This window comes from Flavobacterium facile (genome assembly GCF_036321945.1).
In the GTDB taxonomy this organism is placed as follows: Bacteria; Bacteroidota; Bacteroidia; order Flavobacteriales; family Flavobacteriaceae; genus Flavobacterium; species Flavobacterium facile.
On record NZ_JAZAYT010000035.1, the window covers coordinates 192,408 to 205,872 of the forward strand.

10 protein-coding genes are annotated in these 13,465 nt (G+C 31.4%); 9 read left to right on the top strand and 1 reads right to left on the bottom strand.

The window, feature by feature from the left end; translation table 11 throughout:
- Positions 1–163 precede the first annotated feature (163 nt).
- The 3 genes from UEQ13_RS13415 (at position 164) to UEQ13_RS13425 (ending at position 1,876) form a co-directional block, all read left to right on the top strand.
- Complete coding sequence (locus tag UEQ13_RS13415; protein WP_329806842.1) at positions 164–814, top strand: PorT family protein; 651 nt, start codon at positions 164–166, stop codon at positions 812–814.
- Between the two features lie 84 nt (positions 815–898).
- The gene (locus UEQ13_RS13420; protein ID WP_329806843.1) at positions 899–1,225 is read left to right on the top strand and encodes a hypothetical protein; all 327 of its coding nucleotides are present in this window, start codon (positions 899–901) and stop codon (positions 1,223–1,225) included.
- Positions 1,226–1,288: 63 nt separating this feature from the next.
- Positions 1,289–1,876 carry a hypothetical protein gene (locus UEQ13_RS13425; RefSeq protein WP_329806844.1) on the top strand — a complete coding sequence of 196 codons (588 nt, stop codon included), beginning with the start codon at positions 1,289–1,291 and terminating at the stop codon, positions 1,874–1,876.
- 58 nt (positions 1,877–1,934) lie between these two features.
- On the opposite strand, the gene gltX is transcribed toward UEQ13_RS13425, so the two are convergent.
- On the bottom strand, positions 1,935–3,437 hold the full coding sequence (gene gltX / locus UEQ13_RS13430; RefSeq protein ID WP_329807244.1) for a glutamate--tRNA ligase: 1,503 nt from the start codon (positions 3,435–3,437) through the stop codon (positions 1,935–1,937).
- 177 nt (positions 3,438–3,614) lie between these two features.
- Here gltX and UEQ13_RS13435 point away from each other — a divergent pair, with 177 nt between their 5' ends.
- The 6 genes from UEQ13_RS13435 (at position 3,615) to UEQ13_RS13460 (ending at position 13,461) form a co-directional block, all read left to right on the top strand.
- On the top strand, positions 3,615–6,932 hold the full coding sequence (locus tag UEQ13_RS13435; RefSeq protein ID WP_329806845.1) for a hypothetical protein: 3,318 nt from the start codon (positions 3,615–3,617) through the stop codon (positions 6,930–6,932).
- Positions 6,925–7,344 carry an rRNA maturation RNase YbeY gene (ybeY, locus tag UEQ13_RS13440; protein ID WP_329806846.1) on the top strand — a complete coding sequence of 140 codons (420 nt, stop codon included), beginning with the start codon at positions 6,925–6,927 and terminating at the stop codon, positions 7,342–7,344. The genes UEQ13_RS13435 and ybeY overlap by 8 nt, the downstream gene beginning before the upstream one ends.
- Before the next feature lie 81 nt (positions 7,345–7,425).
- Positions 7,426–9,297, top strand: coding sequence for a tRNA uridine-5-carboxymethylaminomethyl(34) synthesis enzyme MnmG (mnmG, locus tag UEQ13_RS13445; protein ID WP_329806847.1), 1,872 nt, complete (start codon positions 7,426–7,428; stop codon positions 9,295–9,297).
- 127 nt (positions 9,298–9,424) lie between these two features.
- A complete protein-coding gene (locus UEQ13_RS13450; protein ID WP_329806848.1) occupies positions 9,425–10,273 on the top strand; it encodes a class I SAM-dependent methyltransferase in 849 nt (282 codons plus the stop codon).
- 297 nt (positions 10,274–10,570) lie between these two features.
- Positions 10,571–11,122 (top strand): OmpH family outer membrane protein, encoded by a 552-nt coding sequence (locus UEQ13_RS13455; protein ID WP_329806849.1) that lies wholly within the window; start codon positions 10,571–10,573, stop codon positions 11,120–11,122.
- Between the two features lie 59 nt (positions 11,123–11,181).
- Positions 11,182–13,461 carry a helix-turn-helix domain-containing protein gene (locus UEQ13_RS13460; protein ID WP_329806850.1) on the top strand — a complete coding sequence of 760 codons (2,280 nt, stop codon included), beginning with the start codon at positions 11,182–11,184 and terminating at the stop codon, positions 13,459–13,461.
- The last annotated feature ends 4 nt before the right edge of the window (positions 13,462–13,465 follow it).

Sequence of the window (13,465 nt, forward strand, 5' to 3'; positions counted from 1 at the left end):
ATTTTAGTCACGAATTATCGAATTTTTTTGTTTACGCTTATTCGAATTATTATCGACATAGTCAATTTAATTTTTAAACATAAATGTGCGACTTCAGGCTAAAACAAATTTTCACCTTATTAACTAAATAATTAAACTACTTTTGCACCCTTAATATATAGAAATGAAAAAGATTTTAATTGTAGTATGTGCCTTATTTTCATTTGTTGGAGTGGCTCAAAGAGGTCATAAAGACAGTAACCGAATTGGTATTAGTGGTGGTTTAACACAAATGAATATTTTTACAAATAATTTTAATGTGACCCCACAACAAGGTTGGACAGGTGGCTTACACGTTCGTGGAAATTTTTATAACAACTGGCAAATGAGTTTTGGTATGTTTTTTACAGATAGTAATTTCTCTGTTAAAACCAGAAAAGTAGTTTCAATTGTAGAAACGAACTATAAATTATCTGCTGTTCAAATTTATATTATGCCTGGTTATGTGGTAAGTAAAAACCATTTAAATATAGAGTTTGGACCAGTACTTCAAATTAATGATAAATTAGTGATTGATAAAGAAGCGGAAACTAACTTTTTAGTGGACCAACCTTTGTTAACCGCAAAAGATATAACAGATGTATCTAAAATCAACGCTAATATTTATGCAGGAATCAACGTTGGTGTGAAAAACTTCAGATTGCGTTTAGGGTACCAATATGGAGTTAATAACTTTTTTAATAGTTTAAATAGCAATGAAAAAATTCCAAATATTGGCGAAAAATTTAAAGGAAACATTGGAATGGCCAGCGGACATTTGACAATTTATTTGTAAAATACTTACAAAAAACGATAAACGAAAGGGTAAATATTTATATTTGCCCTTTCTTATTTAAAAACCTAACCCTAATTATTTATTATGAAGAAAATTTTATTACTAGTATTATGTTTTATTTCCTTTTATTCAAACGGGCAAGTAAGTTCACATTTTCATGGAGACGCTAAAATATTTGCTAATTTAAAAACAAGAAATTTAATAGTAGAATTATTAGAAGCAGATGAAAAAATTGTAAAAAAACTTTCTAAACCAAAATACGCTACTGATCTTAAATTATACAATGAAATGATTAGCAATTATAATGCTGAAATTCAATTATATGCTAAAAAGTACTGGAATTTGAATTCAAACATCGAATTTAAAACTAAAACAGAAGTAGAAGAATTAAGAAATCAAAAGAACAAATAATACGCTATTTTAAGAAATTTAAGACTAAAAGATATTGATATCGATTTTGGTTCTAAAAGTAGTTTGTTTGTAACAACTTTAGTTTTCACAAGAATTGAATCTAATTATGACAAAGCTGATTCTCAAGTTTACTTAACAACTGCATCAAAGGCAACAGGTAAATTTTTATTAGAATCTGATTATAAGTTTTGTTTAGATGTTTTACAATCAAATGTTGATTACATCATTACAAATAAAAAAACAATCAATTCTGAAAAGTATGTTCAACTAATTAGTAAAGGTAATTGTAAGCAAATACCAGCTAAAACTTTATTGGTTAAAGAAAGTGTTTTATATGAAAAAACTACAAAAGCAAAATGTATTGCTGCATACGGTTCAAATATAAAATTTGTTTCAGATGAAGAGTTTGATAAAGCTTTTATTGAAAAAGCAGCGGATAAAGTTTGTCTTTTTTCTGTGCCTTGGGAAATAGGTAAAGGTGGAGCTGGTCCAGTTTCTCAATCTTTTATTATGTCTTATAAAGTTGTGGTAGATTGCCAAACAGGCAAATTATTGTATCAGTTTTTACCAACTGGTTTTGCGGCTTTTGGTCAAAACATTAGTCATTATGTAATGGAGAAAGACTTAGAAAACATTAAAAACTGTAAGTAATTTTAATTACGTATATTTTAGTATAAAAAAAAGCCCTGAAATTTTCAGGGCTTTTTTTTTATAAAGTATGTATCGCTTTTTCTATTCTGCTGCTAGTTTCAGCTTTACCGATCATTTCAATGATATCAAACAAATGCGGACCTTTTAAAGCGCCTACTAAGCTCAATCGTAGCGGTTGCATTACTTTACCCATTCCGATTTCGTTTGTGGTCATCCATTCTTTTAATAGTGTTTCAATGTTTAGAGAAGTGAAATCTTCTATATTTTGTAATTGTTCTATTACTTGTTTCATTAATTCTGGCGTTTCTTCCTTCCAGTTTTTAGCCGCTTTTTCATCATATGATGTTGGCGCCACAAAAAAGTAATCTGATAAATCCCAAAGTTCAGTTACAAAATTAGCACGTTCTTTAATGGAAGCAACTACTCTTGTAATATCTAATGATGTTGAAATTCCTTTTTCTTCTAAAATAACTTTAAACGCTTCTGCTAAACTAGCATCCGTTTGTTTTTGTAAATACTGATGATTGAACCATTTGTTTTTCTCCGGATCAAACTTCGCACCAGATTTATGAATACGTTTTAAATCGAACTTATCTACTAATTCTTCTAAACTAAAAATTTCTTGTTCTGTTCCGTCATTCCAACCTAATAAAGCTAAAAAGTTAATCACTGCTTCTGGGAAAAATCCAGCTTCTTTGTAACCTTTCGAAGTTCCTTCCGCTGTTTTCCATTCTAAAGGAAACACTGGAAATCCTAATTTATCACCATCACGTTTGCTTAATTTTCCATTTCCTACTGGTTTTAAAATCAAAGGTAAATGTGCAAATTCTGGCGCTTCCCAACCAAATGCTCTGTATAACATAACGTGTAAAGGCATAGAAGGTAACCATTCTTCACCACGAATAACATGTGAAGTTTCCATTAAATGATCATCAACAATATTTGCTAAATGATACGTTGGCATTCCGTCCGATTTAAACAAAACTTTATCGTCCAATAAATTCGTTTCAAAATTGACTTCACCACGAATGATGTCTTGTAAATGCAACGTTTCATTAACTGGTGTTTTAAAACGAATGACATAATGTTCTCCATTTGCAATTCTAGCTTCCACAATTTCACGTGAAACATTTAAAGAAGTATCTAAAGTTTCTCTAACTGTATGATTATAAATAAATGTTTTACCATCTGTTTCTGCTTGTTTACGTAATTCGTCTAACTTTTCAGAAGAATCAAATGCATAATATGCAGAACCAGAATTGATTAATTCATCTGCATATTGTTTGTACATTTCTTTTCTATCCGATTGACGGTAAGGTCCAAATTTTTCATTCTTTCCAATGGTTTCATCAGGTGAAATTCCTAACCATTCTAAAGCTTCAAAAATATAAGCTTCTGCTTCCGCTACAAAACGTGTTTGGTCGGTATCTTCTATTCTAATATAGAAAGTTCCACCGTGTTTTTTAGCGAATAAATAATTAAAAAGTGCGGTTCTAACACCACCAATATGTAAAGGTCCTGTAGGACTAGGAGCAAATCGTACTCTAACTGGTTTTGACATTGTTGTAATTTTTTTGGCAAAGATAAAAGGAAGTTGGAAGTTAGGAGTTAGAAGTTGGAAGTTTTTTTTCTGTTTCATCACATTATTAACATTTTATATAACTATTAACTTTTTACTCTTGACTAATTGCTTAAAATTTTTGTAATTTTATCAGTTATAAACAATTGATTAACAATTTTGGAGAAGAAAGCACTAATTTACGATAAGCTGGAAGGTTTTATCAAGAAGTTTTACACCAATGAGTTGATAAAAGGAGTAATTCTTTTTATTGCTATTGGTTTGTTGTATTTTATTTTCACTTTTTTGATTGAATATTTTCTTTGGTTTTCTACGCAAGGAAGAACCATTTTGTTTTGGTTGTTTATTGCCGTGCAAGTTTTTTTGTTGTCTAAATTCATTTTACTTCCGCTTTTCAAATTATTTAAAATTCAGAAAGGTTTAGATTATACAGAAGCTTCCAAAATTATCGGAACGCATTTCGATGAAGTTAAAGACAAATTGCTAAATTTTTTACAATTAGCAAACACGGCAACACCAACAGAATTGGTTTTAGCATCTATCGAACAAAAAGCAAATAACTTACAACCGATACCGTTTTCTAATGCGATCAACTTCAATAAAAACAAAAAGTTTTTGCCTTTTGCTTTAATTCCGTTGTTGTTTATTTTGTTCTTTTATATTTCTGGAAATTCGGATGTGATTTCTAATAGTTTTGCTCGTGTAGTTCAGTACGATAAGAATTTTGAAAAACCAGCCGCTTTTAAATTTGAGATTATTTCAGACAATTTAAATGTGGAACAAAATAAATCGTTTAAACTAGTTGTGAAAACAGTTGGAACTGTGATTCCTGAAAACGCTTCGATAATTATCAATAACGAAGAATATTTTTTAGAAAACACAACTCCAGGAAATTTTACGTACCAATTTGATAATGTACAAAAAGATATTTCTTTTCATTTTAAATCGAATGAAATTACTTCTGCCGATTATGTTTTGAATGTAGTCAATGTCCCAACGATTTCTTCGTTCACGATGCAATTGAATTTCCCAAAATATTTAGGGAAGAAACCAGAAGTAATTCAAGGAACAGGAAATGCTGTCATTCATGAAGGAACTATCGTAACTTGGAAATTAAACACATTGGCAACCACTGAAGTTAAATTCAAGAAAGATTCTTTAGCAACTCCATTTTCTAAAATCGAAAATCAGTTTTCTCTTTCTAAAAGAATTGTGAATAACACCGATTATCAAATTTCGATTTCAAACAAACAATTAAAAAACCACGAAAACTTACAATATAAACTAACGATTTTAAAAGATCAATTTCCAAGTATTTCTGCTTCTGAAACTCCAGACAGTTTAAGATTAAAACAAAAAGTGATTATTGGACAAGTTTCTGATGATTATGGTTTGTCTAAATTACAAGTCGTTTATTACGATAAAAACAAACCAAATATTGTGTATAGAAAAGGTTTGATTTTAAAAAGTAAGGTTGTTGATCAATTTGTGTATTCGTTTCCTGATGGAATTTCGTTACAACAAGGTATAAATTACGATTATTTCTTTGAAGTGTTTGATAATGATGTAGTTAATGGTTTAAAATCATCAAAATCTTCTGTTTTTTCTCATTCTGAGTTAACTCAAGAACAAAAAGAGCAAAAATCGTTACAAGAACAGCAATCGAACATCAACAGTTTACAAAAAGCATTGGATAACCAAAACAAGCAATTTGATGAATTAGAGAAATTAAAAAAGTTAGACAAGCAAAAAGACAACTTAGATTATAAAGACCAAAAGAAGATTCAAGATTTTATCAATCGTCAAAAACAACAAGACGAAATGATGAAAGAATTCTCTGAAAAGATGAAGGAAAATCTGGAGCAATTTAAACCAGAACAAAAAGACGAAATGAAACAAGAGCTTCTAAATCGTTTAGAGAAGAACGAAAAAGAAGCGGCTAAAAACGAAAAGCTTTTAAAGGAATTACAAGAGCTGACTAAGAAATTAGAGAAAGATGAATTGTTTGACAAAGCAGATAAGTTAAAACAACAAGCAAAGACGCAACAAAAATCTTTAGAGCAATTGGTAGAATTAACCAAGCGTTATTATGTGGAACAAAAAGCAGAACAGTTATCTGATAAGTTAGATAAGCTTGCAGATAAACAAGACAAACTTGCTGACAAAGAAAATCCAACTAAAGAAGAGCAAGAAAAATTATCTAAAGAGTTTGATGATTTGAAAAAAGAATTAGATGATTTAGAAAAAGAAAATAAGGAATTAAAAGATCCAATGGATATCCCAAATGATAAAGAGGATCAAAAAGATGTCGACAAAGAACAAGAAAAAGCTGAAGATAATTTAGAAAAAAAAGATAGTAAATCTGCAAAAAAGAATCAGAAATCTGCAGCTCAGAAGATGAAAGAAATGAGTAAAAAAATGTCGGAATCGATGTCCTCTGGAGAAATGGAAGACAATCAAGAAGACGCTAAAGTGTTACGTCAAATTTTAGATAATTTATTATCATTTTCTTTTGATCAAGAAAAATTGATGAAGCAATTTAAGATGGTTGCCAATTCAAAATCTAATGTAAGTGTATTGTTGAAGAATCAGCAAGATTTGAAAACACAATTCAAACATGTGGATGATAGTTTGTTTGCGTTGTCTTTACGTCAACCAAAATTATCTGATTTAGTATTAAAAGAGATCGAAGAAATCCATTATAACTTGGATAAATCTATTGAGAATTTAGTTTCTACGAATCGTGGAAAAGGTATTTCACACCAACAATTTACATTATCTTCTGCTAACAAATTAGCTGATTTTTTAAGTAATGTTCAAAACGATATGAACATGAGTTCGTCTTCTTCAAGTGGTACCGGAAAGCCTAAACCAGGAAAAGGAAAAGGAAGTCAATTATCAGATATTATTTCTAAACAAAAAGGTTTAGGAGAAAAAATGAAAGATGGTAAACCAAAACCAGGAGAAGGCGATAAACCCGGAGAAGGAAAAAAACCTGGACAAGGTAAGAAGCCTGGAGAACAAGGTGAAGGTGGTTCACAAGGTAATGAAGGAAAAGATGGTGAAGGTGATGCTGGTAAATTATTAGAGATTATAAAAGAACAACAAGAGTTGCGAGAATCGTTACAAAACGAATTAGAGAAAAATGGTATGGGCGGTAACGGTCAAAATGTCGTTAAACAAATGAAGGATTTAGAAAAGCAATTAATCAACAAAGGTTTGACTCAGGACAATATCAATCGTGCTTTACAAATCAACCACGAATTATTGAAACTAGAAACCGCTTTAAAGCAACAAGGACAAGACACCAAAAGAGAATCAAATACGAACAAAAAAGATTTCCTTGGTTCAAACAAACCCTTGCCTCCTGCTCTATTAAATTATTTAAAAAGTGTTGAAATATTAAACAGACAAAGCCTACCTTTGCAACCCAATTTTAATAACAAAGTGCAACAATATTTTAAAGGCAATGATTAGTTTTAATTACGAATCGGATTTTAGTTTAGAGCAAGAAGAAGTTTACGCTTCTTGGATAGAAACTATTGTTGAATCTGAGAATAAAATTTTAGGTGAAATTTCATATATCTTTTGCGATGATGAATACCTTCATAGTATTAATATGCAGTATTTAAATCATGATACATTAACAGATATTATTAGTTTTGATTACACCGAAGGTGATGTTATTAGTGGTGATATTTTTGTTTCAATCGAAAGAGTTGAAGATAATGCTAAAGATTTTAATGTATCTTTTGATGAAGAATTAAAACGTGTTTTAGCTCATGGGGTTTTGCATTATTGTGGATATAAAGACAAGTCGGATGACGATGCTTTGTTAATGCGCACTAAAGAAGAAGAAAAAATAAAATTGTTCCACGTGGAACTTTAATATAATAACTTAAGTTTTTTGTTCCACGTGGAACAAAAAATTTTTAAAATTTATCCATGTGTTTCACGTGGAACAAAATATATGTTTCAAGAAAAATATGATGTAATTGTAGTTGGTGCGGGTCATGCTGGTTGTGAAGCCGCTGCTGCTGCTGCAAACATGGGGTGCTCTACTTTATTGGTAACAATGAACCTTCAAAACATTGCACAAATGTCTTGTAACCCTGCTATGGGAGGAATTGCAAAAGGACAAATTGTGCGTGAAATTGACGCATTAGGTGGTTATTCTGGAATTGTTTCCGATTTGACCGCAATTCAATTCAAGATGTTGAATCTTTCAAAAGGTCCTGCGATGTGGTCGCCAAGATGTCAATCAGACAGAATGCGTTTCGCTGAAGAATGGAGAATGATGTTAGAAGGAACTCCTAATTTAGATTTTTACCAAGAAATGGTTTCTGGAATTTTATCAGAAGGAAACGAAATTGTCGGAATCAAAACTTCGCTTGGTTTGGAGATTAAAGCCAAAACAGTTGTGTTAACGAATGGAACTTTCTTGAATGGATTAATTCATATTGGTGACAAACAATTTGGCGGTGGTCGTGCTGGTGAAAGTGCTTCTTTCGGAATTACAGAAGATTTATTGAAAATGGGTTTCGAATCAGGAAGAATGAAAACTGGAACTCCACCTCGAGTAGATGGTCGTTCTTTAGATTATTCTAAAATGATTGAACAACCTGGTGATGTCAATCCTTCAAAATTTTCGTATTCTGATATCACAAAACCATTAACAGAACAACGCTCTTGTTATATGACCTACACTTCTGAAAAAGTTCACGATTTATTACGTGAAGGTTTTGATAGAAGTCCAATGTTCAACGGTAGAATAAAATCTATCGGTCCAAGATATTGTCCGTCTATTGAAGATAAAATTAATCGTTTTGCAGATAAAGATCGTCATCAACTTTTCGTAGAACCTGAAGGTTGGAAAACATGTGAGGTTTATGTAAACGGATTTTCAACTTCGCTTCCAGAAGAAGTACAATTTAAAGCGTTGCGTTCGGTAGAAGGTTTTGAAAAAGTAAAATTCTTCCGTCCAGGTTATGCGATTGAATACGACTACTTCCCTCCTACGCAATTGAAGCATACTTTAGAAACAAAATTAATTAACGGTTTATATTTCGCTGGACAAATTAATGGAACTACTGGTTATGAAGAAGCAGCTTCTCAAGGTTTAATGGCGGGAATAAATGCTGCATTAAAAGTGCAAGATAAAGAACCTTTAATTTTAAAACGTGATGAAGCGTATATTGGTGTGTTGATTGACGATTTAATTACGAAAGGAACAGAAGAACCTTATCGTATGTTTACTTCTCGTGCAGAGTACAGAACTTTATTACGTCAAGATAATGCCGATTTACGTTTAACGCCAAAAGGTTTTGCTATTGGTTTAGCTAAACCAGAACGTTTGAAAAGAATGGAATATAAATTAGACGCTTCAGATAAGTTTGTCACTTTCTTTAAAGAAACAAGTGTGAAAGCCGCTGTGGCGAATCCGATTTTAGAAGCGAAAGGTTCTAGTCCGATGACACAAGGTGATAAAATGTTTAAAGTGTTTTCTCGTCCGCAAATTGATTTAGAAGATATTTTAAAATTCGAAGCCGTTACTGATTATATCGCTGAACATGATTTAGATCAAGAAGTTATTGAGCAAGCAGAAATTCAAGTGAAATATTCGGGTTATATCGAAAAGGAAAAAGTACATGCTGATAAAGTGAATCGTTTAGAAGATGTTCGTATTCCAGATAATTACGATTTCGATAAAATTAAAGCGCTTTCTATTGAAGCACGTCAGAAACTTACAAAAATACGTCCAACAACTATTGCACAAGCCTCAAGAATTAGCGGAGTTTCTCCAAGTGATATTTCTGTGTTGTTAATTCATATGGGAAGATAAAAGTTGCGATTTGAGATTTTGGTTGTACGACTTAAACGTTTCGTAATTCCCAAATCTAAAATCGTAAATCTTACGTTCCACGTGAAACAACTTTGTCAAAGCCTATAAATAAAGACCAAAATAGAAAATGAATTTTTTAGAAGAAAACCAGTTTATTATAGTTAAAGATCATTCGGTTTCAAAAGAAACCTTTTCTTTGTTACATAACAAGGAATATGATTTATTAAAAACAACTCCTACTCCATCGTTAGATGTTTTACCAAAGTATTACGAAAGCGAAGATTATATTTCTCACACAGACGGAAAACGTACGTTGTTTGAAAAAATTTATCATTTAGTTAAACGAAATGCAATTAAAGGAAAAGTCTCTTTAATTACCTCTGAACAAAATCAAAAAGGAAAACTGTTAGATATTGGATCTGGAACTGGAGATTTTTTAGTGGAAGCCAAAAACCAAGGTTGGGATATATTAGGTTACGAACCGAATGCTGAAGCAAAAAATTTAGCAATTAATAAAGGCGTAACTTTTACAGATGATATTTTTACCTTACCAGAAAATTCTTTTGACGTAGTTACGATGTGGCACGTTTTAGAACACGTTCCAAATTTGCAAGAATACATTGCTAATTTAAAACGAATTGTAAAACCAACAGGAACTATAATTATTGCAGTTCCAAATTTCAAATCGTATGATGCGAATTATTATAAACAATTTTGGGCTGCTTATGATGTGCCTCGACATTTATGGCATTTCTCTAAAACCAGTATCAAAAGATTATTTTTAGATGTGGATATGGAATTGAAAAAAGTAAAACCGATGTGGTTTGATAGTTTTTATGTATCGCTTTTGTCTGAAAAATACAAAAACGGAAAAATGAGTTTCGTAAAAGGATTTTTCATCGGATTCGTTTCAAACGTGTCTGGATTGTTTAAAAAGGAGTTTTCTTCCCACATTTACATCATTAAAAACAAGTAAAACGCAAAATAAAGCGATTTTAAAGCTGATTTACCCTAAAAACATCGAAACATATTACCAAAAAAAGATGTTCCATATAAGTAAGGTTTAAATAAACGACTTTTAATAGTAATTATTTATCGTAATTTTAAAAATACATAAGGTTTTATTATAATGGGTTTTTCTTCTGTTTTTTTATTATTTAAAGAAAATTTCAAAAAAGAATAATAATTTAAAAGAAACCTATTATTTTTACCAAAATTAAAAAACCCGATTTCCTTTTTGGATTTCATTTCAATAAAAATTAATATAAGAAAAATGAAAAAATTATTAGTATTAGTTGCATTAGGTGTAGCTATGATTTCTTGCCAAGAAACTGCAACTGCAAAAAAAGAAGATTTTAAAACAGGTTATATCGATACCTCTGTTTTATTAGAAAAATATGAAAAGTTTACTGATGAAAACGAGAAATTTAAAGTAAAAACAGAAGAATTAGGTCGTCCATTAGAAGCAAAAGGAAAACAATTAGAAGCTGAAATGAAAAGTTTCCAAAAAGCAGCACAAGCAAACGGTCAAGCTTGGGCGCAACAAAAAGCTGGTGAATTACAACAAAGAGAGCAAGCTTTAATGCAAGAAAGAAATCAAATTATGGCTCAAATTGAAACGGAAGGTGGAGCTTTAAAAGATTCATTAGTAAGTGATGTAAAAAAATACATTCAAGCTTACGGTAAAAAAGAAGGTTTCGATTATATTTTTACTACTTCTGATGCTGCTCCAAACGTAATATATGCAAAGGATTCATATAATTTAACAGACAAGTTGCTGAAAAAATTAAATGAAGAATACAAAATAACAAAAGAAAAAAAATAATAAGAAAGCCTTGAGAAATCAAGGCTTTTTTTATATTTGTCATCTAAACTATACGCCACGTGGAACATTTATCTAAAGCTGCTCATTACACACTTCAATTTATCAACCAGACAAATAAATCTGTTTTCTTAACAGGTAAAGCTGGTACAGGTAAAACAACTCTTCTTAAAGAAATTATTGCTACATCGCACAAAAACACAGTTGTGGTCGCTCCTACTGGAATTGCTGCACTAAACGCTGGTGGAGTTACAATTCACTCCATGTTTCAATTGCCTTTTGCTGCATTTATTCCTGATTATAAAGTTGTTAACTCAGGTTCAAATCAACATAAATTCGAAACCAAAAGTACGATTAGTAAACATTTCCGAATGAACGCTACCAAAAAGCAAGTGCTTTTAAATTTAGAATTGCTAATCATCGACGAAGTTTCTATGCTTCGCCCTGATGTTTTGGATGCGATTGATTTTATGCTGCAAAAAGTTCGTAGAGTTGATGCACCCTTTGGTGGTGTACAAGTTTTATTTATAGGAGATTTACTACAATTACCACCCGTTATCAAACAAGAAGATTGGTACGAATTGAAGCACTATTATCAAGGCATGTTCTTTTTTCATTCGCAAGTCATTCGTCAGAATCCGCCGTTATATATAGAATTAGATAAAATTTATCGTCAAAATGATGAAACCTTTATTTCCATTTTAAACAATCTTCGAAATAACAGAATTACGAAGGAAAATATAGAGGTCTTAAACCATTACGTTCAAACCGATTTCAATATAAAAAACCATAACGGTTGTATTATTGTAACGACTCATAACGCCAAAGCTGATGAAATCAACAAAGAAGCTTTAGCGGAATTAAAAGCTAAAACTTTTTCGTATTTTCCAGAATTGGTAGAAGATTTCCCAGATAAAATTTATCCGATTGAACCCAAAATGGATTTAAAAGTCGGAGCACAAGTCATGTTTATTAAAAACGATACGTCTTTTGAGAAAAATTATTTCAACGGAAAAATCGGAACGATTACTTCGTTAGCTGATAAAGAAATTTTAGTCCATTTTCCTGAAGAAAATAAAACCGTTGAAGTCGATTTATACACTTGGGAAAATATAAAATACACCGTAAACCCTGATACCAAAGAGATTGAAGAAACCGTTGTAGGAACTTTTAGTCATTATCCCTTAAAATTAGCTTGGGCGATTACCGTTCATAAGAGTCAAGGTTTAACTTTCGACAACGCTGCGTTAGATGTTTCGCGTGTTTTTGCGCCCGGACAAGCATATGTGGCTTTATCCCGACTTCGTTCGTTAAATGGCTTAATTTTACTTTCTCCGATTCAATTAAACGGCATTTCTTCGGATACGGAAGTGCTGAATTACGCCAATAACAAAGCCGATGAAACCATTTTAGAGAAATCATTAGAACTAGAAACCAAACATTTTTTACGATTAGAATTATGTAAAAGTTTTGATTTCAGACAATTGGCACAAGAATGGCGCAATCATTTGTTTTCCTATAACGATGAAGTTTCGAATTCTCAGAAGTCTAAATACCGAATTTGGGCACAACAGAATGAAAGTATTGTCGCTGCCTTGTTTGATACTTCGCAGAAATTCATCAATCAAATTCAGAAAATTTGTTACCAAGAAACCATTGATATTCCGTTTTTAGCAGAAAGATGCGAAGCAGCCTATCACTATTATTTCAAAACGTTAGATTATCAAGTTACCGATTTGTTGTTGAAAATCGCAGAAGTGAGTAATTTGAAAAAAGTCAAAACGTTCCACGACGAACTTTTAGAATTGGAAGAAATCCAAGTGAAAACGGTGTTACAATTAAAAAAATCAATGTTGTTGATTAAGAATTTAGTCAACGGAATTGAATTCAATAAAAAAACCATGTCTTCGGACGAAATGAAGTTTTATAAAATCAATAAAATTGGTTCGTTGTCCGAAAAATTCAAGCAAATTGATGGTTTTGTAGAGAAAGATCATTCGGAAACCTTCAGTAAAAAAACCAAAGCCAAAAAAGCAAAATCGACGGAACCTAAAAAAAATACGATAGAAATTACTTTAGATCTTTGGAAAGAAAATTTATCACTTGAAGAAATCGCAGCCAAACGTAAATTAACAGTAAGCTCTATTTATTCGCACTTTACCAAGTTAATTCAAATGGAAGCCTTAACCATTTCTGATATTATGTCCGATGAAAAAATTGCCGCTTTACAAGAAGTTTTCAAGGATTATAACGGCGAAGGTTTAGGAATATTAAAAGAAAAACACGGCGACGCTTTCTCTTGGGAAGAGTTGCGTTTATTTAAAGTGGGATTGGAGAATTAAGCAT

Bases quoted from the DNA above. Each gene is read 5' to 3' on its own strand.
- UEQ13_RS13415 (WP_329806842.1), top strand. From the start codon at position 164: ATGAAAAAGATTTTAATTGTAGTATGTGCCTTATTTTCATTTGTTGGA.
- UEQ13_RS13420 (WP_329806843.1), top strand. From the start codon at position 899: ATGAAGAAAATTTTATTACTAGTATTATGTTTTATTTCCTTTTATTCA.
- gltX (WP_329807244.1), bottom strand. From the start codon at position 3,437: ATGTCAAAACCAGTTAGAGTACGATTTGCTCCTAGTCCTACAGGACCT.
- ybeY (WP_329806846.1), top strand. From the start codon at position 6,925: ATGATTAGTTTTAATTACGAATCGGATTTTAGTTTAGAGCAAGAAGAA.
- mnmG (WP_329806847.1), top strand. From the start codon at position 7,426: ATGTTTCAAGAAAAATATGATGTAATTGTAGTTGGTGCGGGTCATGCT.
- UEQ13_RS13450 (WP_329806848.1), top strand. From the start codon at position 9,425: ATGAATTTTTTAGAAGAAAACCAGTTTATTATAGTTAAAGATCATTCG.
- UEQ13_RS13455 (WP_329806849.1), top strand. From the start codon at position 10,571: ATGAAAAAATTATTAGTATTAGTTGCATTAGGTGTAGCTATGATTTCT.